The organism is Sphingobacterium sp. UME9, assembly GCF_014170215.1.
GTDB classification, from domain to species: domain Bacteria; phylum Bacteroidota; class Bacteroidia; order Sphingobacteriales; family Sphingobacteriaceae; genus Sphingobacterium; species Sphingobacterium paramultivorum.
The window spans coordinates 317,357-343,704 of record NZ_LZZP01000005.1 but is presented as its reverse complement, the minus strand read 5'-3'; the positions used below and the strand labels follow the sequence as shown (position 1 = coordinate 343,704).

Annotated in this window: 15 protein-coding genes; 11 read left to right on the top strand and 4 right to left on the bottom strand. The window is 39.0% G+C overall.

Translation table 11 applies throughout. The features are described from left to right. Positions 1-289 precede the first annotated feature (289 nt). The 6 genes from A9970_RS10010 to A9970_RS09985 all read left to right on the top strand — a co-directional run bounded on the left by A9970_RS10010 (position 290) and on the right by A9970_RS09985 (position 12,715). Positions 290-3,436 (top strand): TonB-dependent receptor, encoded by a 3,147-nt coding sequence (locus A9970_RS10010; protein ID WP_182982184.1) that lies wholly within the window; start codon positions 290-292, stop codon positions 3,434-3,436. An 18-nt stretch (positions 3,437-3,454) separates the two neighbouring features. Continuing rightward, positions 3,455-5,017, top strand: a complete 1,563-nt coding sequence (locus A9970_RS10005; RefSeq protein WP_153844288.1) for a RagB/SusD family nutrient uptake outer membrane protein — start codon at positions 3,455-3,457, stop codon at positions 5,015-5,017. A 482-nt stretch (positions 5,018-5,499) separates the two neighbouring features. Next, complete coding sequence (locus A9970_RS10000) at positions 5,500-8,556, top strand: SusC/RagA family TonB-linked outer membrane protein (RefSeq protein ID WP_227550055.1); 3,057 nt, start codon at positions 5,500-5,502, stop codon at positions 8,554-8,556. Between the two features lie 11 nt (positions 8,557-8,567). Further along, positions 8,568-10,214 (top strand): RagB/SusD family nutrient uptake outer membrane protein, encoded by a 1,647-nt coding sequence (locus tag A9970_RS09995; RefSeq protein WP_182982183.1) that lies wholly within the window; start codon positions 8,568-8,570, stop codon positions 10,212-10,214. 55 nt (positions 10,215-10,269) lie between these two features. Continuing rightward, complete coding sequence (locus A9970_RS09990; RefSeq protein ID WP_182982182.1) at positions 10,270-11,436, top strand: glycoside hydrolase family 76 protein; 1,167 nt, start codon at positions 10,270-10,272, stop codon at positions 11,434-11,436. A gap of 385 nt (positions 11,437-11,821) precedes the next feature. Further along, positions 11,822-12,715, top strand: coding sequence for an alkaline phosphatase (locus A9970_RS09985; protein WP_153844285.1), 894 nt, complete (start codon positions 11,822-11,824; stop codon positions 12,713-12,715). 69 nt (positions 12,716-12,784) lie between these two features. Here A9970_RS09985 and nrdF read toward each other — a convergent pair whose 3' ends face one another. From nrdF to A9970_RS09965, 4 genes are all read right to left on the bottom strand, one after another. Continuing rightward, entirely contained in the window at positions 12,785-13,771 is a 987-nt protein-coding gene (gene nrdF, locus A9970_RS09980; protein WP_070570180.1) for a class 1b ribonucleoside-diphosphate reductase subunit beta, read from the bottom strand. 132 nt (positions 13,772-13,903) lie between these two features. Beyond that, positions 13,904-16,009, bottom strand: a complete 2,106-nt coding sequence (gene nrdE, locus A9970_RS09975; RefSeq protein WP_120335019.1) for a class 1b ribonucleoside-diphosphate reductase subunit alpha — start codon at positions 16,007-16,009, stop codon at positions 13,904-13,906. After that, positions 15,969-16,376 (bottom strand): class Ib ribonucleoside-diphosphate reductase assembly flavoprotein NrdI, encoded by a 408-nt coding sequence (gene nrdI / locus A9970_RS09970; protein WP_083296125.1) that lies wholly within the window; start codon positions 16,374-16,376, stop codon positions 15,969-15,971. The genes nrdE and nrdI overlap by 41 nt, the downstream gene beginning before the upstream one ends. Positions 16,377-16,410: 34 nt before the next feature. Next, positions 16,411-16,644, bottom strand: coding sequence for a co-chaperone YbbN (locus A9970_RS09965; RefSeq protein WP_046673718.1), 234 nt, complete (start codon positions 16,642-16,644; stop codon positions 16,411-16,413). Positions 16,645-17,105: 461 nt separating this feature from the next. Here A9970_RS09965 and A9970_RS09960 point away from each other — a divergent pair, with 461 nt between their 5' ends. The 5 genes from A9970_RS09960 (at position 17,106) to A9970_RS09940 (ending at position 26,312) form a co-directional block, all read left to right on the top strand. Continuing rightward, positions 17,106-19,508: a prolyl oligopeptidase family serine peptidase gene (locus A9970_RS09960; RefSeq protein ID WP_182982181.1), complete on the top strand. Its 2,403-nt coding sequence runs from the start codon at positions 17,106-17,108 to the stop codon at positions 19,506-19,508. A 242-nt stretch (positions 19,509-19,750) separates the two neighbouring features. Then, positions 19,751-20,620, top strand: a complete 870-nt coding sequence (locus A9970_RS09955; protein WP_075994380.1) for an AraC family transcriptional regulator — start codon at positions 19,751-19,753, stop codon at positions 20,618-20,620. A gap of 469 nt (positions 20,621-21,089) precedes the next feature. Then, positions 21,090-24,107 (top strand): TonB-dependent receptor, encoded by a 3,018-nt coding sequence (locus A9970_RS09950; RefSeq protein ID WP_182982180.1) that lies wholly within the window; start codon positions 21,090-21,092, stop codon positions 24,105-24,107. A 41-nt stretch (positions 24,108-24,148) separates the two neighbouring features. Continuing rightward, complete coding sequence (locus A9970_RS09945) at positions 24,149-25,771, top strand: RagB/SusD family nutrient uptake outer membrane protein (protein ID WP_153844280.1); 1,623 nt, start codon at positions 24,149-24,151, stop codon at positions 25,769-25,771. Positions 25,772-25,832: 61 nt separating this feature from the next. Beyond that, on the top strand, positions 25,833-26,312 hold the full coding sequence (locus A9970_RS09940; RefSeq protein WP_153844279.1) for a hypothetical protein: 480 nt from the start codon (positions 25,833-25,835) through the stop codon (positions 26,310-26,312). Positions 26,313-26,348: the final 36 nt, after the last annotated feature.

The window sequence follows — 26,348 nt, the reverse complement described above, 5'->3', positions numbered from 1 at the left end:
CAATAAGTAATAAAAAAGACAATTAAAGAACCAAAATAGGGAAACCAAAAAATTTTACAACAAAAGCAAAAGCGATTTAGCTTAATTTATTACAGATGCTATGCGGCAATAATCCCATAGACATTTTGAAACCTTATGTTTTCTGTTAAATGAAAGCAAGGGGAGTATCATATGCAATTTTAAGAAAGCAGATCGATTTTAAAACCATCAATTAAGGGAAACTAAATTAAACTAGACGTTCTAAGCATCTTTTTGCTAAAACGTTTTTATAAACCAAATCACTATTAATATGAGCAAAGTTGACGTAAAATCACTTGCGCAGCTTGGGAAAAAATCAAAGTTATTTTTCTCATTGGCTGTCATTGCTGGTACTTTCCAACAAGTCAATGCCGCAGTCGGAACTTCTGCCAATTACGATGGCAAATCCTTCGTAAAAGAAGTAAACCATGTGCAGCAACAAGTTAAAGGAAAAGTATTGGATGCTACTGGAAAACCAATTTCAGGAGTTAACATCGCCGTTAAAGGTACTTCAAAGGGCACACAATCTGATGCCTTGGGTAATTTTACATTGGATGCTAAATCGGGGGATGTATTGGTCGTCTCTTCCATTGGTTACAAAGCCAAAGAAGTTACTGTTTCCGGTGCAACTGTTTCTGTACAATTGGACGATGATCAAAGCCAATTGGACGAGGTTGTCGTTGTTGGTTACGGTACAATGCGTAAATCTGATGTGACAGGTTCTATCGCCATGGTCAAAGGGGCAGACATGATCAAAGATCAGAGTTTTAGCCCTTTAGATGCCTTGAGGGGAAAAGCTTCGGGGGTGAATATCTTTTCTAATTCCAGTCAACCTGGAGCATATGGAAATAGAGTCGTTATCCGTGGTGTGGCTACGATCAACTCGTCTTCCAATCCTCTTTACGTTGTCGACGGAGTCGTGATGGAAGATTTCAATTTGTTGAATCCGAATGATATCGAAAATATTGAGGTCTTAAAAGATGCTTCTTCTGCAGCTATTTATGGTGCACGTGGTGCAAATGGCGTTATCTTGGTAACAACAAAACGTGGAAATAAAGACGGATCTAGAACAATTAGTTATCAAGGATCAGCTGGAGTGAGCTCTGCTCAACGCTACATGGATGTGCTGAATGCACAGGAATGGGTGGATGCCTTTATGATCGGATTGGAGAATGAAAACAAATACCAAGGAAAATCTTGGTCTTTGGATAAAAAGACCTGGTTTAATGATGCAAACTATTTTGATGGAAATGGTAATCCACTGTATGATACGGATTGGCAGAAAGAGGCAACACGTACAGCTATTTCACATAATCATCAACTAAATGTACAACAAGGTGATGAAAAATCTTCTGTTGGTGCATTTTTGAATTATACCGACCAACAAGGGATCATGAATAATACCTGGAACAAGCGGATAAATGCAAAAATGGCTTATGATGCAAAACCTACATCCTGGTTATCTACAGCAATTAATTTAACCGTTAATCACACTTGGGGACGTTATACTCCAGAAGATGGCGGTGGACAGGAAGCTCGTCGTACCATGATTGAGATGATTCCTTGGTATCCAGTTTATGATAAGGACGGTCTCTATACGAATTCGTCGTCATCGACTGTAGCAGAACAATTGGGTTTTGAAGGTATGTCCAATCCCGTCGCCATTCTAGATTTGCAAAAACGAATGCGCTACAATACACAAATTTTTGGAAATGCGGCATTAACATTTCATCTAGCTGATGGTTTGGATTTGAAAACACAACTAGGGATTGACCACCATAGAAAAGATTATAAGGGATATTCTTCAAAGCTGTTAAATAATATTTCTAGGCCGAATGGCTGGGCAGAACGTACCCATACAAATACATTGTATTGGCAGGAAGAAACTTATCTAACCTATAATAAGCAATTCGATAAACATCGGATCAATGCAATGGCAGGTCTCTCTTGGCAAAAGAAAACGTATGATTACGATAAAATGAGATCAGAGGGATTTCCGGATGATTTTTACGAGTATAATAACATGGGATTGGGCATCACTCCTTCTGGACTCGAGTCTAATGTCAATGAATGGGCGATGAATTCATATTTCTTAAGAGCTGCTTACTCGTATGATAATCGCTATTCAGCAACGGTAACCAGCCGTTATGATGGTTCATCTAAATTTGGTAAGAACAATAAATATGCATTTTTCCCTTCACTAGGTTTGGCATGGAATGTGTCCAATGAGGAATTTTTACAAGGCAACGAAACAATCAGTAATTTGAAATTACATACAAGTTACGGTTTGACAGGTAACTCCGAAATCGACCCCTATAAGTCGTTGTCAATCGTCGACGCTGGAACAATCTTGCTGAATAATGCTAGGGCTCCATATTCATTTGTGAACACGATTTCGAACCCGGATTTAAAATGGGAAAAAACGGCCCAGTTTGATTTTGGGGTGGAACTGGGATTACTAAAAAATCGATTAAACTTTGATATTTCTTATTATCGTCGGAAAACGACAGATCTTTTGTTGGAGGCGCCTCTACCAAGGGCAACCGGCTTTAATTCGGTTTATAAGAATATAGGATCTGTTCAGAATCAAGGTTTAGACATGATGATTACAGGTACAATTGTGACCAATGAGAATTTTGAGTGGAAGGCATCGTTGAACGGAAACTATAACAAAAATAAAGTCTTGAAATTAGGCGAGAACAACGCTGATATCTTACAAAATGATTGGGTCGGCGGGGCCAATAGCATTATTCGTGTCGGTGAAAACCTAAATAGTTTCTATGGCTATAGAAGATTAGGCGTATATACACAGGCGGATGTTGACGCAGGAAATGCAGAAATAAAAGATATAGGACGTGCAAAACGTTCAAAAGAAAAGGAAATCATAGGAAAAGGACTACCTGATTGGACAGGTAGTTTTATTAACAACCTCCGTTACAAGAACTTCGATTTTACCCTAGATCTGCAATTTGTCAAAGGAGTGGATGTCATGCAACAATTTTTCCATTCTACTTATGATCGTTTTGGAATTACCAATGGTCTGAAGGAAATTTTGACAGATGCATACAATGGTTCCAATCCGAATACCATGCAGCAGGCCATCTATCTGACCAATGGTGGGCATGCGGGACAGGATACCAATGTGGATGATGCTTGGGTTGCGGACGGATCCTATCTTCGTGTAAACTTGATGCAATTGGGATATACATTCAAAGCTGATGCGTTGAAGCGAATAGGATTATCGAGATTACGTGTTTATGCGAATGCAAATAATCCATTTTTGTTCACATCAAAAGATTTTAAAGGTTATGATCCAGAAAGTACCTCACAAGGGGAGAGTAAATTTGGACAAAATATGACCTTTTTCTCTTATCCTAGAGCGAAGACTTTCTCTTTAGGTGTTAATGTTACATTTTAATTCATAGAATTTAAAAAGATGAAGACTAAATTAATCATGTTGTTATTAGCCGGAATGGCATTGACAACATCCTGTAATAAATTTTTGGAAGAAAATCCGGGCTCAAACTTATCGTTAATAAGTTATTATCAGAATGAAGGACAGGCCGAAGCAACTGTAAATTCACTTTATCGTCGCGGGGCGCCAATACGTTATTCTTCTACCGGTTCTTACCTTGGATCTACAGCCTCGATCAATACTATTTTGACTGGATATTTTACAAATAGCTACGAAGGACAAGAACGTGTTAGTTTATTCGCCCGTGAATTGACGCGACAACAAAATACAAATATCATCTCGCCAACGATGAATACGATCTGGGATGAAGGTTTTAAAGCGATTAATATTGCCAATGCAGGTATAAAGTACATTCCAGAAATAAGTATGCCAAATGAGGCAAAGAAAAATACGTTGTTGGCAGAGGCAAAATTCTTTAGAGCTTATAACTACTTTTACCTTGTCAAAACATTCGGGGCACTCCCGTTGTATACGCTCCCTAACGAAAACTTGACTGATCCACTTTACATAGAGCGTACAGATGCTGCGAAAATATATGAGTTGATCGAGCAAGATTTAAAGAGTGCGGTTGAAGTATTGCCTGCAAAAAAATTCGCAGAGAATGGGCATCGCATTACTAAATATGCAGCAGCAATGCTCTTAGCTGATGTTTATTTGCAAGAGGGAAAATACGCAGATGCGGCAACAGCAGCTAAAATTGTGGTGAATTCTCCGCATAAGATGACTGAAAATATTGATCTTGAGCAGAGTAGTGCATATAACTTACTGCGTAAGACTGATGACTTAGATGAGGTTATATATGCACAGGAGTTTGATGAAACTATTAATAATAGTGGTGCGCGAACAGCGACTGCTTTTAGTTCTTCGGCAGTTTCTGTATTTACTACTTATTCGATATTTGAGCGTGTTTTTGGCCCAACTAAGCAGTTTTTGAATGTTTATGATAAAAAAGATTTAAGGATTAAACCAAATCAGTTCTACCATTGGTCATATACAAATCCGATTAACGGTAAAACATGGACATCTACAGATGCAGGAATATGGTATTATGTGGATGAACAGGCATTGCTGACAACAGGGAGGGGTACAAAAGACTGGAATTTTTACCGCTATCCTGAGGCATTATTGACTGCCGCTGAGAGTATTGCTAAATCAACGGGTGTAAGTGCGGAAGCAGCGGGTTATTTAGCGAAGGTCAAAGCTCGTGCTAATACAGAAGGAAAATCAGTTTCTGCTTATACGGCCGAATTGCAAACATTATCAGCAGAAAATTTTGTGAAAGAATGCTGGAAAGAGCGTCTCCGCGAGTTCCCATTGGAATTTAAAATGTGGGACGATATTGTTAGAACTAAAATGTTCCCTGTTATTTCTACAACAGAAGCTGGAAAAGTAGATTTTGTTCCATTGATTGGTGCAAAGAATGGCTCTGGAGCAACATTTAAAGAATCCGACTTATTATGGCCTATTTCTCCTGATGAGATACAGCGTAATAATAAACTGACTCAGAATCCAGGATACCAATAGACATAACTAATATAAGATAAAGGGTATTCAATCTACCCTTTATCTTATCAATGTATAAAAATAGGGCTTGTGAATATTCATGAGTTCTTTTTTATGGGATATAAGTTGCTTTTTAACTGAATTTCATAAAAACAATAATTCTAAATTATTTTTGATTTAAAATTAAAAATACCTATCTTAACGATCGAATCATACACTTGAACTAAATAATAAACCAAAGAAGGAAATCCAACGTATATTTCTAAAAAAGCTTCCATTTTTTTTACTTTCTTAGCAAAACCGATTTTGCTGATATAGGATGGCGATTTTGAATCACGTGCCGATACTCAATTAATATTTAATACTAAATGTTTCCGATATAATGATGTGTATTGAATAACACAATAATCACTGTTTTCGGCAACTATTATAAATAATAATAAATAAAAATGCCTTTGCCAATAAGCTAAATCGTTTTATATACTAATCACCATAATAAAAATATGAGCAAAATTGATTTAAAAACAGTTGTGCGATTAAAAGGAGAATCTAAGCTATTCTTATCTTTGATTTTTATCGCAGGAGCAATGCAGCATGCGCAGGCTACTGTCTCTTCTCAAAGGATGTTAAGCAACTCTTTTCTAACGGAATCGAAAAAGCCCCAACAACAAATTAAGGGAAAAGTCTTGAATGCTGATGGAAAGCCAATTTCAAGTGTAAACATCACTGTTAAAGGAACATCGAAGGGGACACAGTCAGATGTGTCAGGTAATTTTTCTTTGGATGCTAAACAGGGAGACGTGTTGGTTGTCTCTTCTATTGGTTACAAAGCGAAAGAAGTTACAGTTTCTGGCGATACCATTTCTGTTCAATTGGAAGAAGACCAAAGTCAGTTGGAAGAGGTTGTAGTTGTCGGTTATGGTACGCAAAAAATAAGGGAAGTTACTTCTTCAGTAGCCCATGTAAGTGCAGACCAATTTCGTCAAAGCGGCGCGAGAAACCCGTTGGATCTCATTCAAGGAAAGGTCGCGGGATTGCAGGTGTCTAGAAGTGGGTCAAATCCTAATTCAGGTGTAGCGACTCAATTGCGGGGCGCGATTTCTGTCACTGGTAGTGCCAGTCCATTGTTTGTTATTGATGGGATACCTGGAGGTAATCCGGATCTACTACAACAAGATGATATTGAGTCTATAGATGTGCTGAAAGATGGATCTGGTGCTGCGATTTATGGAACAAGCGCCAATGCCGGTGTCATTCTGATTACGACAAAAAGGGGAAAACCTGGTAAATCGGTATTCAACTATTCCAGTTATTTTCGCAAAGATTTTGTCTATAATAGACCTGATTTTTTAACTCCACAAGAGTTTAGGGATAAGATTGCATCTGGTGAGCTAAAACAAACTGATTTTGGCCATTCTACCGATTTTTTTGATGAATTGATTAATAAAGATAATTTTTCACAAAATCATAACCTTTCACTGTCTGGAGGTAATGAATCAACTACCTATCGTGGAAGTGTCAATTTCCGAAATTTGGAAGGTATTGCAAAGGAAAATTCAAGAAAGGAATATACAGTGAGAACGAGTATAAACCAGAAGGGCTTTAACGATCGTTTGAATTTTCTCCTCAATATCGCTACCAATACGAACAATGCGAACTTGTTAGGCGGTGGTGGCTGGGAAAGTGAAGCTACGAAAAATCCGACGCTCTCAAATTATAACGATGATGGATCTTTTCGTTATGACCGAACGAGTACAAATGAATTTGCGCGATTGTTTACTGAAACAAGTTATCGGAAACAACAGACATCTTCTTTAGACGGAAAAGCAGATTTAAATATAATTGAGGGATTAAAGGCCAGTGTTTTTGGGTCGGTACAACGTAATTCCTATACAGATGGTGCTTATAGAGCGCTCAATAGTGAAGCATCTTTAGAAGATCAAGACTATCCGGGTGGGGGATATGCTTCCAAATCCAATCTGTTGAATGAAAAATATGCATTTGAACCGACACTTCAATATAACACTACCGTTGCGGAAAAACATGCAATCACAGCATTAGCAGGATATAGTTATCGTTATGAGAAAGACGAGGGACAAAGTGCAGACAATAGGGGATTTATAAATAATAATTTCCATGAAGATAATTTGTCGGAAGGACAAGCGCTTCGGGATGGACGTGCTAATATGGACAGCTATAAGAATGACAATACTTTGATCGCCTTTTTTGGCCGGGTAAATTATACCTACGCGGATAAGTACATGGCTCAGTTTATTCTAAGGCGTGAAGGTTCGTCTAAATTTGGAGCAAATAACAAATGGGGGAGTTTTCCGGCAGTATCAGTGGGATGGAACATCAGCAATGAAGATTTTATGAAAGATATCGGTTTTATAAATAATTTGAAATTACGTGCAGGTTATGGCGAAACGGGAAATACGGGCTTTGCTAATAATGCCTCTCGATTAACTTTGGGGGGAGGAGGAAAATATCTGTTCCCTGATGAGTCCTACCGAGAAACCTACGGACCCGACCGTAATCCGAATCCAAACTTGCGGTGGGAGACGAAGAAGGAAACAAATATCGGTGTTGATTTCACAATGTTGAGCAATAAGCTTTCAGGTTCAATTGATGTTTTTCAACGAAAAACTGTTGATCTTTTGGATACATATACTACCCCACAGCCTCCTTATATAAGAAATAATATATATTCCAATGTAGGTACACTTTCTTCAAAGGGTATTGAGCTAGCGCTTAGCTATCGTGCTATAGATCGTGAGAATTTTAAGTGGAACATGGATTTTACAGCTAGTACGCTAAAAAATGTTTTAGATAGTTATTCGAATGATATATTTAAAGTAAAATATAAAACATTTGGTGAAATCGGCGGAGCAGGAGCATTGGGCGATGCATTCACAACGTACGAAGGACACAAGATCGGTGAATTTTTTGGTAAACGATTTGCCGGATTTGATGATGAAGGAAAATGGCTTTTTTATAACCGAAATGGCGAAGCTGTGCACAATGATGCGATTAATAATTCAAGAGATGATTTGAATTCTTCTGATTTAGCGGTAATAGGAAATGCAGTCCCCAAATATTATATTTCCTGGACGAATAATTTTTCCTATAAGAATTTTGATCTGAGAATTTTTATGCGGGGTAAATTCGATTATGATATCTTAAATACAACGGCACTTTCTTATGGCAATAAGGTCTGGTCAGAGAATCTTTTGAGAGATGCTTTTACCAAATATAAAGATATTAATGATACCTATATGTATTCTGATTACTATTTGGAAAGTGGTAGTCACTTAAAAATTGATGAAGTTACATTGGGATATCGATTTAAATTGAAAAGTAACACTTGGGTGAATAATGTGCGCATATATTTGACGGCTCAAAATCTGGCAACAATAACAGGGTATTCAGGGAATGATCCTGATTTTGTATTGGATACGGGGCTGGGTAATGAAGTAAATGGACAACGTTTAGGTATTGATAGTAGAGGACCTTATCCCAATACGAGATCGTTTTTGTTTGGTGTAAATTTTGGTTTTTAATAGATAGTATTATGAAAAATATTGTTAAGATTTTATTTTTAGCTTGCGTAATTAATGCATCAAGTTGTACAAATTTAGATGAAAACGCTTATGATATCATTGTAGCGGACGATTTTTATAAAAATAAGAATGAGGTTATATCAGCTGTATTGCGTCCATACACGCATGCAAATGCGTGGATATCACCATCAGGGCAGGATGGATGGTGGCGGCCAGCAGAATTATCCGCAGATCAATTGGCCTGGCCGACCAAAGGGCGGCATGGAGAAGATGGAGGCAAATGGAAAAGGCTGCATTATCATACTTGGACAGTAGATGAAGGTGGGTTAAACAACGCATGGGTATTGATGTATTGGGGAGTAGGTTTGTGTAATAGCCCCATTGATATTCTCGAAAAATCTGACGTGGCTCGCATGGGGATAACAGATGCTGAAAAGAATGAGTTTATTGCTGAACTAAAGCTTTTACGGGCATTACATTATCTAAAGCTAATGGATTTATTCGGCAATATTCCAATAACTACCAAAGCCCCGAGTTCAGCAGAGGAGCCCTTGCCTCTACCTTCTTCTACAAAAGAGGTTTTTGAATTTATTGAAAAGGAAATTTTAGATAACATTGGTTCAGCCCCTAAATTAACAAAAAGTATGCTGGGAAGAGTCTCTCAGGCTTCAGGCTATGCAATGCTCGTTGAACTATATTTGAATGCTGAAAGATGGTCTGGTCAACCGCGATGGGACGATTGTATTGCGGCTGCTGATAAATTGATATCGGGCGCTGGAGGAGGTTTGAATGGTGCCATGGCATTAGATCCAAATTTAACAGATTCCTATGTGCCGACCAATGACATGTCTAAGGAAACTATTTTTTCAATTGCCTACGATTATCAGACAGCAGACTTTGAACCTGGATTTCCAGGGGAATTTTATCATTTTGTGCAAAGCGAGATCTATGGTGGGGGAAGAACTGGCAATAACGGTATTGTGTTAATTCCGGGTGTTTTCGATCAATATAACGAAAAAGATTTGCGAAAAAAAGAATGGTTTTTAAGCGGACCTATGGTTAAGTTTGTGGACGGTAAAATTGTGCAAGGTTCGGAGGAATACAAAGGAGAACAGCTTGTTTTTGTTGATTATATTCGAAGGGCTAAGACTGGAGGTACGTCTTCTACAATGAGCGATGGAGAAGAGAATAGTGGTATCCGATTTAATAAATATAAGCTTGGTAACTCTGTAGAGGGTACTGTCAACGGTATTAAAATACCTGCGAATGCAAATTACAACAATACGGATTGGAACGTCTATCGTCTAAGCTGGATTTATTTTGCGAAAGCCGAGGCATTGATGCGAAAAAATGGAGGACGCCCTTCACAAGAAGCTGTCGATTTGATTAATAGTTGTAAAAAGAGAGCCTTTTCTGATACAGACTGGAGTGAAGCAAAGTATACCACCAGCACACTGACACTTGACGAGCTCTTGGCAGAGCGAGGACGTGAATTTATTTTTGAAGGATTTAGAAGGGAGGATTTAATCCGCTTCGGCAAATTTCATACAGCAACTTGGTGGGATCATAAACCTTCTTCTGACAGCAAAACAGTGTATCCAATACCTCAGCAACAGATATCGATGAATCCCAATTTAAAACAAAACCCTGGTTATTAATGTTCAGGAATAGTAGATGCCGCATAGGCATCTACTATTCTTTTACCTAAAACACATGAAAAGATATTTTACGTTGTTTCTTTTGAACTTTATTGGTGCAACCTTATTTGCACAAAAAAATAATTTTCAAAACTATGCTATCCAAACTTTAGATAGCATCTATAGCAAGTTTGGAAATACCAAGAATCAGCTCTTGGCTGAAAAATATCCCTTTGACGAAAACTTTAAAGCCGATTATCTGGATAATAATCAACAGGCAGCGCAGCATAAGAAATATGCTTACCTCTGGCCTTTCTCGGGTAGTTTCTCGGCTGTAAATGCCTTGATGGAATTGCCAAAAACAAAAAAGGCATTTCAGTTCATACTCGACAAAAAAGTCCTGATGGGGTTACAGGAATATAGGGATGAAAGTAGGTCGCCTATTGGCTATGCTTCTTATTTAAATACAGCTCCTCCCTCGGATCGTTTTTATGACGATAATATCTGGTTGGGTATCGATTTTACAGATAGCTATATCCATACAAAAAAAACAAACTACCTGACTTCAGCCAAAGAGATCTGGAATTTTGTAAAGAGTGGGGAGGATGATAAATTAGGCGGTGGCGTTTATTGGTGTGAACAGAAAAAGGAATCTAAAAATACGTGTTCGAATGCACCAGCAAGTGTATTTGCACTGAAGTTATTTATGGCAACCAATGATAGGTACTATCTGCAAGAAGGGGAGCGTCTTTATGAATGGACAAAAAGAAATCTTCAGGATCCCGAAGATAAGTTATATTGGGACAATATGCAGCTCAATGGAAACATTGGAAAAGCTAAGTTTTCGTACAACGCCGGACAAATGTTACAGGCGGCTACATTGCTTTATAAGTTAACGAAAAATAAACGGTACCTCGCGGAGGCACAACAGCTGGCTGAGGCATGTTTCGGCTATTTTTTCGAAACGAAGGAGAAATTGGATTTTCCAAAATTGAAAAATAGCAATTTGTGGTTTCATGCTGTCATGATGCGTGGTTACATAGAGCTCGCTTTAGTGAACGGTGACCAAAAGTACCTCACAGTGTTTGCGAAGAATCTTGAATTTGCCTGGCAGCATATGCGCGATAAAGAAGGATTATTTAGTGCAGACTGGAGCCTGAAAGATCAACATAAATCGAAATGGCTGCTCGATCAATGTGCTTTTGTCGAAATGTATGCACGGTTGGCAAAAGCTGGGTATTAAAATCGATGTAAAACGGTATAAGGTTAAGACGCTGAAAATAATTTTTCAGCGTCTTTTTTTTGTTCTGTAACATATTGGTTAGAGAGATTAAATAATGTTTACTTAACATAATAGACGCTGTAAAATTTCTATTTTTGAGGTAGGTCAACTTATTACCAGCGTGACTTGTAAAATATGATCGATAAACCTTGATCTAGCATGTGAACGATTCATTGGATAGGCGGGAACATCAGGTTATCTATTCTGGATACAAGAAAGCTTGAGGAGGTTGCGTACTGATTGAATACCAAGTTATTTTATTATGAAACCATCATGATTTATTCAATCACATTAGGGAATGAATAAATCTGATAGCTTCATCGCAATTGAAAAAAAAATTATACAGATGAAAATTAAAAATCTATTATTACCATTGATCGTACTGGGGCTATCCACAAGTGCTGTATCGGCACAGAGCAAAAAGATCAAACACATTGTTTTAGTTGGTTTTGACGGTTTTGGAGCTTATGCTTTACCAAAAGCGGAAATGCCAAATCTTAAAAAGATGATGCAGGAGGGGACATATAGTACACATGTACGTACCGTATTACCTTCCTCTAGTGCTGTAAACTGGGCTTCCATGATTATGGGCGCTGGTCCTACCGCGCATGGATATACAGAATGGGATAGCAAGACACCCGAGATCCCTTCTACAACCAAAACAGCAAACGGAATGTTTCCTTCCTTATTTAATGCTGTTGCCAGCAAAAATCCCAAGGCACAGTTTGCTGTGGTACATAGTTGGCCGGGTATAGGCTATTTGATCGACAACAAAGTCGTGCAAAAGGTCATTAACACTAAGGATGATGATGAAGCGGCTTTGAGTACCACTGTGGATATCATAAAAAAGGAGAAACCGACGATTACTTTTGTGCATTTCGACCAACCTGATGGTGTAGGCCATAATATCGGGCACAATACACCGGAATACTATGCTGAACTGAAACAGGTCGACAGACGTATTGGTACCTTACAGCAAGCTGTAAAAGATGCAGGAATTGCAGACGAAACAATTTTTGTTATTGCTGCGGATCACGGCGGTACAGGAAAAGGACACGGTGGTAAATCGCTGGCCGAGGTGGAGATTCCCTGGGTAATGACCGGACCTGGTGTGCCAAAAGGAAAAGAAATCAAGGAAACTTTGATGATTTATGATATCGCGCCTACGTTAACATGGTTGCTTGGTGCACCGCTTGATGCCGCTTGGCGCGGACAGGCGATCAAAGCATTCCAACAATAGTCGTTGCCCGTCAAACAAAAAGCCCCAAAGAATTTTCTTTGGGGCTTTTTGTTTGACGAACCGTCAATATTATATATCTACGACCACATCCATTTTGAAGTCATCATCTTTTAGATGGACAATTTCCGTTGCTTTTTCGTAGTTAGTTGATTTCTTAGAGAAGAAGTCATGTTGTGTCGTTTCAGTATTCAAACCATTCAATACGATTGGGTTGACTTGTTTTACTTCGAAGATCGGATCAAAGCCCAAATTCATCAATGCTTTGTTGGCATTGTAACGAACATATTCTTTTACCTCTGCAGTTAAGCCAACTTCAGTATAGATCTCTTCTGTATATTTCAGCTCATTTTCATACAAATTGTAAAGCAAGGCCAAGAAACGAGCTTTTACCTGATCTTGATTTTTTAATTTTTTGAATTGATCTTGGGCTATTAATCCAACGAATACACCATGAATTGATTCGTCTGCGATAATTTTCTTAATGATATCGGCAGAAGCAACCATTTCACCTTGTCCACATAACCATAACGGCAAGAAGAATCCAGAATAGAATAAGAATGACTCCAATAATACGGATGCAGCCATCGCCATATAAATCTCTTCGTCCGAAGCATCTTCTTTATCGATCGCACGGTAGTAGCCATCAATCGTTTCTGCTTTGTATTGAAGATATTTATTTTGTTGAACCCATTCGAAAATGTCGTTTATTTCGGCGGTTGTAGAAACTGTCGTGAAAATAGTGGAATACGATTTTGCGTGGATAGCTTCCATCATACACATATACGACAATACAGCTTTATTCTGTAATGTATCGATATGATCGATGATTTTAGGCATACCAGTATGGCTTTGAAGGGTATCCAATAGGGTTAATCCTCCTAAAGCTTTTTTATACGCATCTTTCATTTCTGGACTGATACGTTTCCAGCTATCGATATCTTTTGAAGGAATGTATTCCGTATCGATCCAGAATTGACGGATATTTTGTTCCCAGAACATCAATACATAATCGTTCTCAGGGGTATTCCAGTTGACAGCTTTATATGTTTTACTCATTTTTAGTTTAAAGTATTAGGCATTTATTATCACGTATTTGGATTGTTGATTTTAGATAAGCCAAAAGCCGCCAATGGCGTAGGCAACTTTTGACTTTCTCCCATTATATATCCAAATACTAAAATCTCAAAATTAAGCTGAACAAGAGACACATTCGTCGATGGTCGATTTTCTTGTCCGTGTATAATAAAGGGATTTCAATCCCAATTTATGTGCATAGATATAATATCTAGACAAATCTCTCGTCGAATCCTTTGAGTTTGTATGCAAAATTGTAGATACACCCTGATCAATATGGCGTTGGATAACCGAGATCAATTTTAAGACCTTGAATTGATCCATATCATAAGCCGATTTGAAATAGAAATAATTATCGTTTGTCAAGTATGGCATTGGATAGTAAGTTGTACTATCTCCATACTCACGTACCTCAATGATATCTACGATTGGCATGACTGATGCGGTTGCATTCATGATATACGAAGTCGATTGATTTGGAGCAATAGCCAAACGGTAAGCATGGTAAATACCATGTTCTTTGATTTTTGCTTTTAATTCCAACCAATCTTCTACTGTTGGAATATGTATTCCTTCAAATAACTCCGTTACCTTAGCTGTTTTAGGTATGTAATCGCGGTTTATGTAATTGTTGAAATACGTTCCATCGGCATAGGCTGATTTTTCAAACCCAACAAATGTTTTACCACGTTCTTTGGCAATTTCCATCGAAGCTTCCAATGAATAATAGTTCATCATCATAAAGAAGGTATTGGCAAAATCCAGCGCCTCGTTAGATTCATACATGATGAAGCTTTTTGCAAGGTAACCATGGAGGTTCATTGCACCAAGCCCTACAGAATGTAACTCACGGTTTGCTTTTGCAATAGATGGAACCATATCGATATTGGTCACGTCTGTAACGACAGTCAAAGCACGCATAGCCGTTTTTACGGTCTCTTTGATACGTTTGTTGTCCATTACAGTCGCAATATTTAAGGAGCCTAAGTTACAGGAGATACCATAACGGATCGTGTCCTGTTTGCCATAGATCTCAATATCGGATACTTGAGATACTTGCATGATTTCAGTACACAAGTTCGAGAATTTCACCTGACCGATTTCATTCAATGCATGGACACGGTTGGTGTTCTCTTTGAAGAAAATATAAGGATATCCTGATTCTTTTTGTGTCTGTGCAATTTTAACTAAAAGGTGACGAGCATTGATTTTTTTCTTTTTCACGTTTGGATTCGTGATCAATTCGTCGTACATCTTGTCCATATCCATCTCATCCAAGAATTGTCCATACTCTTGCATCACCGTATGTGGGTAGATCAAATAGCAGGGTTCATCTTTTTCTGCCAATTCCATGAATTTATCAGGAACGATGATACCGATCGACAATGATTTGATACGTACTTTTTCGTCAACGTTGATTTTTTTACAATCTAAAAATTCTTCGATGTCAGAGTGGAAAATATTGAGGTATACTGCACCAGCACCCGGACGTTGTCCCAACTGGTTAGCATATGAAAATGTATCTTCCATAATCTTCATGATTGGAAGTACACCGCCAGCACGGCCTTCAACACCTTTGATAGCTTCTCCGCGAGCACGGATTTTAGAGATATTGAACGATACACCACCACCGATAGAAGACAATTTCATTGCGGAATCAACAGCATAACCGATACCATTTAAGTTGTCGCCGATTTCATCCAAGAAACAAGATACCAATTCACCCGAGCGTTTCTTTCCTGCATTTAAGAATGTAGGTGTCGCTGGCTGATATTCTTGATTGATCATGATTTCTGCATACTCAATTGCTTTTTGAACACCCTCTTCTCTTGCCAAGAATAAGGAAACAGCAACTACACGGTCTTCATAACGCTCTAAAAACTTCTCGCCAGAGTCATCACGTAAAGCGTAGCTCTGGAAGAATTTGAATGCCGCCATAAAAGATTCGAAACGGAATTTCTTCGCATATACATAGTTGAATACCGTTTCCATTTCTTCAAATGTAAACCATTGGTAAAAGTCAATATAATAGTTGTTTTCTACCAAATAGTCTATTTTTTCTTTTAATGTATAAAAGAACACTGTGTTCTTATTTACATATTCCAAGAAATATGCACGAACCGCTTCCTTATCTTTATGTAAGCTGAATTCGTCATCATGCTTAATCATGATTTCATTATTAAGCAATATCCAGTTTTTTGCTACTTCGTTTGCTACCATCGCAAAAGTTCTTTAAGATGTCAATAAATTGATTAATATCTTCCATTGTTCCGGACAGTTCAAATTTGAACGCCAGTGGAATGTCGAAATCCTGTGAAATGCGATCAGCTGCTAGACCAAAATTCGGTCCCCAGTTGCGGTTGCCGCTGGAAGTAACAGAATAGATATTTTTAGCTTCGCGTTTCATGAATTCTTTTGTGTTTTCGGGCACCTGTCCAAAATTTGTGGTGAAAGTGACCAAATGACCAGGGGCTTTTACCGTTAAATCGGCGGTGATCTTATGGATTTGCCAACCCGTTATCTGAGCTACTTTATCCATAAAACGTTGTACGTTCCCCGTTCTGGAATCATAATAAATGTGTATCATGTCACTGTTTCATTTTAATGATACGCTGAATTTATTAAAGTGCAATGGCAGCCAATTCCTCTGGTTTAAAGCCAATGATACGGTGTTGAATCTCTTCATTTTCCAACACAATTACCGTAGGAACTGTGCGGATTTTGAATCTTGCGGCCAAGTCTGGTTCATCAAAAGGATTAACCGTTTCATATTGGATACCTTTTTGATCCAAATAAGCCGATACTTGTGCACAAGGAGCACAATCGTTTTTCTCAAATTTGATAATTCTTGCCATGTTTACTTGTTTATTTTTTTATTCCAATCTTTATAGAAAAACTCGGTACGGAGTTAATGGTATCAATTTTAATCGGGGAGACCAGATTTAAGGTGCATCTGGCCATTTAAAATAGACAATTCATCAAAAAGAAAAGTCTGTGTTTCGATACTTAAAAACTTCGTTGAGTTGCCAATTCTTTCATTAGCTTAACAAATATCTTATATTTTCTTTCGATGCGGTAGTTTGACTTTTCCACATTTTGGGTAAAAGTTTGTCAGAGAATGCGTTTGCTGCAGATTAGTGTTTGTAAATTGTTGATTATCTTAATTTTACAAATGTGGATAACTTTAAATTAGTAAATTTTACCACTATTTTACAAATGATTTAAGTTTAATTTTAGTGTCATAAAAAAGCTACAAAGCTTGCTTTTTTATGAAAATTTTATTACTTTATTTTGCCCTAATTTGAAAAATAAATTTATGAAGAAACTATTCTATGGTCTCTTGCTTCTAGCGTCGCTACAGACGCAGGCGCAGGAAAATATTACCTTTCAAAAACCCTCTACAGAAATTTTGGCCTTAGCCGATTATGTGCGCCCACCTCAAATAAAGATTTCAAGCGATAGAAATTGGATGTTATTTACGTTCCGGCCTACGTATAAAAGCCTGGCGGACTTAGGCCAGGAAGAAATGAAACTGGCGGGATTGCGGATTAATCCTAAAACGAACATGGAAAGTTCGACAATCTTTTTCGATAAGATTGCCTTGAAAAAAATAGGACAAAATATGGAATTTTCCGACTTCATGGGGATGCCCGAAAAAGCGGCGATGGCCAATTTTGTGTTCTCTCCAGACAATAAGCGTTTGGCATTTAGCAATACAAATGAAAGTGGAACGGCCTTATTTGTCATTGATCTTGCAACGCGAAATGTCAAACAGTTGACAGCTTACAATTTGAATGGAACATTGACAGCACCATTTCAGTGGCTGAGAAATTCTTCCGGTTTACTGATTACAAGCCTGCCAAAGGATAGGGCTGCACTGTTGGATCCTTCAAAAGATTTGCCGACGGGACCTATTGTCTCAACAAGTGATGGGAAGGTGTCCCAATTGAGGACATACCAAGACCTGCTTAAAAATCCGCAGGATGAAGTGAATTTTGAAACATTGGTGCAATCCAACCTTGAACTTGTAGATCTGGACGGCAAGATTTCTTCCTTTAAAGATAAAGCCATTTATACGGGGATCAGTTTCTCGCCGGATGGTGAGTATGTGATGATCACGACGATCGCAAAACCTTATTCCTACGTAGTTCCGGTCTCGTCTTTTCCACAGCAGGTTCGTATATATGATCGATCGGGCAAGGAAATAGCGCTGGTCAATGAGACAGCCTTGACAGAGGTAATGCCCAAAGGTTTTTCGTCGGCACGATCGGGAAAACGTGCCTGGCATTGGCGGAGTGATCAGCCAGCTACGTTGGCTTATGTAGAAGCCTTGGATGGCGGGGATGCGAACAAACCTGCGGAGTTTCGTGATGCCTTATATACTTTATCTTACCCTTACAATGGTGCGGGAAAGCTTATTTTTAAAATCAAAGACCGTTATGCTGGTGTAACATGGGGGAATGATAAATATGCATTGATCAATTCGCAGTGGTATGATACGAGAAATGCAAAAACTTTTGTGGTGAATCCTTCCTCGGGAGAATCTAAACTATTGCATGACCGGAACAGTCAGGACGTCTATAATGATCCGGGAGATGTGTATATGGAAAAAAATAGTTTAGGCACTTATTCGATGTATATAGATAAGGATAAAGCGTTGTTTGTAGGTAAGGGTTTTACTAAAAATGGCGAGTTTCCTTTTGTGGATGAGCTTGATCTGCATTCATTGAAGAAAAAACGCATCTACACTGCTCCAGCATCTGAAATGCAGGAACGTATCACCCAACTAGTAAACCCTAAAACTGGGGATTTGTTGATTTCGCTTCAGTCAGCATCGATTTATCCGAATTATTTCATGAAAAATATGAAATCGGGGAAACAGCTGACACTCACCTCCTTGGAAAATCCGTTTAAATCTTTGGAAAAAGTTCATAAAGAGATTTTAAAGTACAAGCGCAAGGATGGAGTCGAACTTTCCGGAACATTATATTTACCTGCCGGTTATGATTTTACGAAGAAAGAGAAGTTGCCTCTGCTAATGTGGGCTTATCCACGGGAATATAAGGACAAAAATACAGCCGGACAAAGTACGGCCAATCCGAAGGAGTTTACCTTCCCAAGTTATGGTTCTTTTATCTACTGGGTATCGAAGGGGTATGCTGTATTGGATAATGCGGCCTTCCCTATTGTTGGAGAGGGAACAAAAGAACCGAATGATACCTTTATTGAACAACTTGTGGCAAATGCCGAAGCTGCAATTGATGCGGTAGATCATTTGGGTTATATCGATCGGAAAAAAGTTGCTGTGGGTGGGCATTCCTATGGTGCGTTTATGACAGCACATCTGTTGTCCAATTCAAAATTGTTTGCCGCAGGAATAGCGCGTTCTGGAGCATACAATCGGACCTTAACACCATTTGGTTTTCAGAGTGAACAACGTAACTTCTGGGATGATCCAGCCTTGTATATGACGATGTCTCCATTTGTGAGTGCTGATCGGATGAAAACCCCACTTTTGTTGGTTCACGGCGGAGCCGATAATAATCCCGGAACATTCACCCTGCAGACAGAACGCTATTTCCAGGCCCTGAAAAACTTGGGAGCTCCCGTGCGTATGGTTATTTTACCACGCGAAGCACATGGATACGTCGCCAAAGAAAATATCTTCCATTTACTTTGGGAGCAGGATCAATTTTTGGAGAAATACCTTAAAAAATAAGGTGAAAATCAAAACGAATATAAAAGGTTGCCGTAAAAGGCAACCTTTTTTGTTGCTCAAGTTTCGCTTAGATGGATCGATATGCTTCACTTGATCTGCGTTAATCTGATTTGGATACCCCGAAGTTAGGGCTCAACTTTGGCAGGCTCCTGTTGGCCGGCCGGCAAATGTGCTGAAGTACCAATGGATTATACATATTATTTTTTTAAGTTTGGGTAATTTACTGGAGGGAAAATCCAATTATGAGACCTGATATATTTAGAGAGAAATCGCCATTATCTTCCGATGACTGCTTTGTGGTCTTCGATCGGAGAAAATCTTCTTTTACGTTTCCTGTACATATTCACCCAGAATATGAGCTCAATTATGTTGAGGGGGCAGTGGGGGCACAACGTATCATTGGCAACTCGATAGAGTCTATTGGCGAGCGGGATCTGGTACTCATTGCAAGTCCTGAGCTTGAACACGCCTGGAAAGATGGCGATTGCCAATCGAATGATATTCATGAGATCACGATTCAGTTTCACCCTTCATTAATTGAACAGTATCTGGATAAAAAGCAGTTTGCAAGTATACAGCAGTTATTATCCAAAGCTTCGCGTGGTGTAGTTTTTGGGAAAGACACAGTAGATCGGGTATTACCGCTGTTACGCATACTGACTTTGGAAAGGGATGGATTCTATTCGGTTATGAAACTTTTGGTGTTGCTGTACGAATTGTCCAAGGGTGAAGATATCCGTGTATTATCTACTGCGACCAATACAGTGCTGAGCAATAGCGAATTGATGATGGGACGATTGCAGGAATATATCGTTACCCATGTAAATAGAGAATTGAGCCTTCCTATGGTTGCCGCGGTGATGAACATGAGCAAATCAACATTTTCCCGTTTTCTGAAATCGACTACAGGGATGAATTTTACAGATTATCTGCTCGATTTTCGGATCAATATGGCTGTGCGACTACTGAAAGAAGAGACCTTGATTGCCGATATTGTCGAACAATGTGGCTTTAACAGCGTTTCGTATTTCTACCGTGTATTTAAAAAGAAAAAGGACCTCACTCCCGTCGAGTATAGAAATAGCCTCCGCAAGCAACAGATGATCATCTAATTTTTTCTTTTTCCATTTCTCTTTTTTAGATAAACGAAAGATCTATATAGGTCTATCTAAATAAAGTCAACTATTCCGTGAATATGGGGGCGTTTCAACGCTATTTAATTATTGATTACCTCTGTTCCTCTTGCTAGATAATTCAATACAAGTGAGTCTAAAGTTCAATAAAGTGACCTTTCTTTGTTTTTAATGTGCTGTTTTTTAACTGTTTACAGTGTTGTTCTGTTGCCTCATTTTTTTTCCTATTTTATTGTCATTTCTATTTTGCGCAATCGTTTGTGTTGACATTTTTGTGTTTTTCCCAGGAGAAATATGAATGAAAAGTACAATACAAATGAGTTGATCTTGCTATTTACGGCTTCTCCTTTTCTCTAATTTCGTCAAACAAACCGATATAAGAATACCAATTAAGTATAGACATATTATACAAACCATCTATTTATTGTAAACCTTAAATACACACAATATGAGAAAAACAGCTTTACTACTCTTACTTTCCACTTATGGGAGCTTAGCCTTTGCACAGCAATCCCAAAAGGTGAGGGGCAAAGTCCTCGATGCGGATAATAAGCCAGTGGCAGGAGCTACGGTCAATATCAAGGGCAGCGCCAGCGGAACGAAAACAGATGCAGATGGTTCTTTTACACTTGATGTTGCGAAAGGAAAAACCTTAAAAATTACCTACGTGGGGATGAAGGAGCAAGAGGTGCTTGTCAATGATGAATCAATCTATAGTGTTGTACTTCAGTCGGGTACGGAATTAGATGAAGTTGTGGTGATCGGCTATGGTACGGTGAAAAAAAGTGATTTGACTGGTGCAGTGGCATCCGTGACGGGCAAGGATCTACAATCTACTTTAGCTAAAAGTGCTGCCGGCGCTTTACAGGGGCGCGTTGCTGGGGTGAGTGTGTCAAATGCTGGCGGATCGCCAGGAGCAGGAATGAATATCAATATTCGTGGTATAGGTTCGATGGGCAGTACTAATCCTTTATATGTGATTGATGGTGTATTTGGCGATATCAATACGGTAGATCCAAATGATATCGCTTCATTGGAAGTATTAAAAGATGCATCAGCAGCAGCTATTTATGGTTCTCGTGCGGCTAATGGAGTGGTGATTATTACAACGAAGGGCGGTAAAAGGGCAAGTCCAGCCACGTTGAGTTTAAATGCTTATACTGGGGTACAAAGTCTACCAAAAAAAATGAGCTTGATGGATGGACCGCAATGGAAAAAATTTGTGGACGAAAAGGGATACCTACCAGTACAGGCCAAAGACTTCAATGCGAATACCGACTGGCAAGATGAAGTGTTTCAAACAGCACCCGTGAATAAGATCAATCTGGATGTTGCTGGTGGTGGCGATCGATCGACCTATAGTGTTTCCGGAGGGTATCTGAATCAAAAAGGTATTTTGAAAACAACGGGTTATGAATCTTTCAATGTACGTAGCAAAAATACCTTTAACTTTTTCAATGATCATCTCCGTGTTGGAAATACTTTCTTGATTAAATCGGGGGATCGCCAATATGCCAATTTGGTAATCACAGATATCCTTCGTCAAAATCCGTTATTACCAGTTTATGATGCCAATGTTGTCGGTGGATATTCAACCTATGCACCATGGATGAAAAATTTGGATAATCCCGTTGGTAATTTGAATCTCAATACTAATCATGTCTATCAGACAGATATCATGCTCAATGGATATGCGGAGGCAGATCTTTTTGTAAAAGGATTAAAATATAGATTGAATGTAGGGATTAATAGAACCACAGGAAGAAATTATAACAAATCGGATCGACGTCCCGATGGTACTGCCGTTTTGCAATCTTCGCTGAATGAAAGCGCTTTCTTCAATAATCAGTGGCTGATTGAAAATACCTTACATTACGACAATACTTTTGATAAGCATACAATTTCCTTATTGGCGGGTTACTCCTCTCAGGAAAACTCAAATAGAGGATTTGGTGCCAAGAGACTTGATATTCCAGCAGGCACGGATGCAATTGATGCAGCATCACCAGCAGAGCAATCAACTTCAGGAAGTCTGCAGGAAGCATCCATGATATCGCAATTTGGTCGTGTGATGTATACGTATGATAACCGTTATCTATTTACGGCAACGGTTCGTCGAGACGGATCTTCGAAGTTTGATAATGGACATCGCTATGGGGTTTTCCCATCGGTGGCTCTGGGCTGGAATATCATGAACGAAAGCTTTTTTGAAAAGGCGAAAAATACAGTCAATGAATTCAAAATCCGCGCAACTTATGGTCGCTTGGGTAATCAGGAGATTGCCAATTATACGACACAAAATGTTACGAGATACGGTATTAACTATATCCAAGGTGGAGCGTGGTGGCAAGGAGCAATCCCTGGAACGAGCTGGGTTTCGCCATCTAATCTAACTTGGGAAGAGACCGAGACGAGTAACCTCGGTGTTGACCTGGCTTTTTTACAAAGTAAGCTAAGAATCAGTGCAGATTATTATGTTCGAAATACGAAAGATATCTTGTTGTCAATCAACCAACCACCTTCTGCAGGAAAATCGGGTTCACCAGTAATGAATGCGGGTACTATCAGTAACAAGGGTTTCGAGTTTTTAGCGAGCTATCGCGATGCAATTGGTGAGGTAAATTACAATATCGGTGTCAACGCTTCGGCCGTTAAAAATAAAATGAAAGCGATTACCGTGGGAAATAAGCAGGAGTTTGAGGGATATAATCCACAGGGTGAAGGTGTAATTAGTTGGGCTAAAGTTGGTTATCCCATTGGCGGTTTTTGGCTGATTCAAACGGATGGATTGTTCCAGTCAGATGCTGAAGTACAAGCCTATAAATCGGGGAATGGTACTGTAATCCAACCTACTGCCAAAGCTGGGGACATTAAGTTCGTTGACTACAATGGCGATGGAAAGATCGATAACAACGATCGTCAATACATGGGCAGTCCTTATCCTTCATTAGCCTACGGTATCCGTGGTGGACTGGATTATAAAGGCGTTGATTTTGCGTTCTTCTTTGATGGTATGTACGGTAACAAAATATACAATTATACGCGTGCTAGAATAGAGAGCACAAGTGAGGTGCATAATTATTCTACCAGTCTTTTGAATTCGTGGACAGCAAGTAGTACCAATACCGATATCCCGCGTTATACGCGTGAGGATCCCAATGGTAACGTACGTCGCGTCAGTGACCGCTGGTTGGAAAGCGGTGCGTTCTTCCGTTTAAAAACAATAGAATTGGGCTATACACTACCTAATACTTGGTTGAATAAAGTAACCTTGAAAAATGCGCGTATTTATTTGGCTGCTGACAACCTGTTTACCGTAACAAAATATAAAGGTTATAGCCCTGATTTAGGTCCAAGCAATAACGATAATGGGGTCGGCCAGACAGGAGTAATGACAGCTGGTACAGATCATGGTCGGTATCCGCTGGCGCGAACTATTATGTTTGGTATACAGGCTAATTTCTAGTGGATTACAGGAAGTTTACAATTAAATTTAAAATGAAAAGGATGAAGATTTCAATTAAAAAATATACAGCAGCAGCAGCCGTTCTTCTTTTGATGGGAAGCTGCAGCAAAGATTTTCTCAATCGTACGAACCCAAACAAACCGGTGTCGGAGATTTTCTGGTCGAATGAAGCTGAAGTACAGGCGGCAATGGCAACCGTTTATTCACCTATCCGTGGGCAAATGGAAGGGTATTATGGCGCCTATACGGGATGGCAGACGATGAATCGTGCTGATGATGTTTGGTTCCTTGCAGGTGAAGAAAGATTTACATGGGAATATGCAACCTTTCTAAATACTCCGGGAACTGGAGGAAGTGATTTTGGAAGTTTATATAATGGTATTAATCGAGCCAATGTGCTTCTCTATAATATTGGGAAAGTTTCCATGGACGAAGCAAAGAGAAAGGAGCTGATTTCCGAGGCTACTTTTTTACGGGGCGTATATTACTTTTTGTTGGCTTCCAATTATGGTGATGTACCGTTATTGTTGGTTCCCGCAGATGTTGATCCCGAAAATAAACCATCGACAGCTGAAGCTGATATCTGGAAACAAGTGATCGCGGACTTCAAGGCTGCAAAAGAAAATTTACCTGTTACACGTCCAGCAGCAGAAGCAGGCCGAGTGACTAAAGGAGCAGCGATTGCTTTTTTAGGAAAGGCATTGGTGTATACTAAACAATACGGGGAAGCCGAAACAGAATTGAAGACGCTGTTAACTGCTCCTTATAACTATGATCTTGTCGAAAATTTCGAAGATAATTTTAAAGACAATACAAAGTTAAATAAAGAATCCGTTTGGGAATTGGTATATGATGGTAAATATGGTTCAGATGGTATTTGGGGGGCAGAGAATCCCAATAGTCGTCAAGGATTTATCATTCCCAATTTTGCGGGACCGGCAGGTACAGGGGCTTGGTTTAAGTTGGTACCAGGTATTTCCGTTGTTCGCGATTTTATCGCAGAGGAGCGCCCAAGTGGATCAGATAGCCGTTTTGACAAACGGATGTATACCAGCTTCTACTGGAAATATTCGGACTATGAAACTGGTCTTACAGACGGCGCTTGGTTCGGCAATCTTTCTTTTGATAAGTTGTGGTCAGAGTCTATGGCTAAAATTTCAGCAAATCCAGGTCTTGTGTATCCGACGATAGATAATAAGCCTGGAAGATTCTTGATCAAGAAATACACCAACTTCTTTAGAAATGTATCCGGAGCTAACAGTATGTACGACGCCGCAAATACAAACAATAACTTCCGTCTGCTACGTTTTGCAGAAGTGCTACTTTTACATGCAGAGGCATGTGCTAAGAATGGTAACACTGCCGGGGCAGCTTCTAGTTTAAAACGCGTTCGCGATCGTGCAGGATTAGCCAATAAAACTTGGACCAACGCGGATGATTTGATGAAAGAGATTATTCACCAGAACGAACTTGAGTTTTTCTTTGAAGGTCATCGTTTCTTCGATTTAAAACGCTGGTATCCTTATGCTCAAATGAAGCAGATTTTTGTAGATAATAAAAAGCAAGGTGCCACCGAGTTTCAACCAAAGCATTATTATCTGCCTTTGCCAGAGGGTGAAATTAATACCAACACCAAGATTCAGCAGCATCCGTTGTGGCGATAAAGAAGTATAGTCAAAATCTTAATCCGTATAAATTTAACGATCATTAAAATTGTAAAGTATTATGAAAAATTATCTGACATTATGCTTATTGTGTTGTATGGCTTTTGTTGCAAGCAGCTATTCTGTTCCTAAACTTATTGAAAATGAGAATAATACAAATAGTAAGGGTTATGTAAAAACAAAGAAGCTGGTATTTGCTAATACCGTTTCTATAAACCTCAATAATTCAACAGGTACAGCATTACCTAATTGTGGTGTTTATCTTAAACAAAATGGAAATATAGTGATGACTTTGTATTATCCTATTGCACCTGGTGTTAACTTTTATACGAACATTCCAGCAGGAACTTACGAAGTTGAAGGGTTCTTTTTAGGATCGAATTCTGGCCAATATCTTTATGGATTGCCAATGAAGGGATCTAAATGCGGGGGGCCGGAGTCGAACTTCGGAAATTATCAACTTAATGATTATGACCAATTTTCCATCATATGTATACTTGCTAGTCAAGCTAGTGGTTATCCTTTCTGTGTAAATCACTAAGAGCTTGGCATACACATAAAAATTTATTCTCGATTC

What these genes read in the sequence shown, in the direction of transcription:
- A9970_RS10010 (WP_182982184.1), top strand. Translation starts at nt 290, where the DNA reads ATGAGCAAAGTTGACGTAAAATCACTTGCGCAGCTTGGGAAAAAATCA.
- A9970_RS10005 (WP_153844288.1), top strand. Translation starts at nt 3,455, where the DNA reads ATGAAGACTAAATTAATCATGTTGTTATTAGCCGGAATGGCATTGACA.
- A9970_RS10000 (WP_227550055.1), top strand. Translation starts at nt 5,500, where the DNA reads ATGAGCAAAATTGATTTAAAAACAGTTGTGCGATTAAAAGGAGAATCT.
- A9970_RS09995 (WP_182982183.1), top strand. Translation starts at nt 8,568, where the DNA reads ATGAAAAATATTGTTAAGATTTTATTTTTAGCTTGCGTAATTAATGCA.
- A9970_RS09990 (WP_182982182.1), top strand. Translation starts at nt 10,270, where the DNA reads ATGAAAAGATATTTTACGTTGTTTCTTTTGAACTTTATTGGTGCAACC.
- A9970_RS09985 (WP_153844285.1), top strand. Translation starts at nt 11,822, where the DNA reads ATGAAAATTAAAAATCTATTATTACCATTGATCGTACTGGGGCTATCC.
- nrdF (WP_070570180.1), bottom strand. Translation starts at nt 13,771, where the DNA reads ATGAGTAAAACATATAAAGCTGTCAACTGGAATACCCCTGAGAACGAT.
- nrdE (WP_120335019.1), bottom strand. Translation starts at nt 16,009, where the DNA reads ATGGTAGCAAACGAAGTAGCAAAAAACTGGATATTGCTTAATAATGAA.
- nrdI (WP_083296125.1), bottom strand. Translation starts at nt 16,376, where the DNA reads ATGATACACATTTATTATGATTCCAGAACGGGGAACGTACAACGTTTT.
- A9970_RS09965 (WP_046673718.1), bottom strand. Translation starts at nt 16,644, where the DNA reads ATGGCAAGAATTATCAAATTTGAGAAAAACGATTGTGCTCCTTGTGCA.
- A9970_RS09960 (WP_182982181.1), top strand. Translation starts at nt 17,106, where the DNA reads ATGAAGAAACTATTCTATGGTCTCTTGCTTCTAGCGTCGCTACAGACG.
- A9970_RS09955 (WP_075994380.1), top strand. Translation starts at nt 19,751, where the DNA reads ATGAGACCTGATATATTTAGAGAGAAATCGCCATTATCTTCCGATGAC.
- A9970_RS09950 (WP_182982180.1), top strand. Translation starts at nt 21,090, where the DNA reads ATGAGAAAAACAGCTTTACTACTCTTACTTTCCACTTATGGGAGCTTA.
- A9970_RS09945 (WP_153844280.1), top strand. Translation starts at nt 24,149, where the DNA reads ATGAAGATTTCAATTAAAAAATATACAGCAGCAGCAGCCGTTCTTCTT.
- A9970_RS09940 (WP_153844279.1), top strand. Translation starts at nt 25,833, where the DNA reads ATGAAAAATTATCTGACATTATGCTTATTGTGTTGTATGGCTTTTGTT.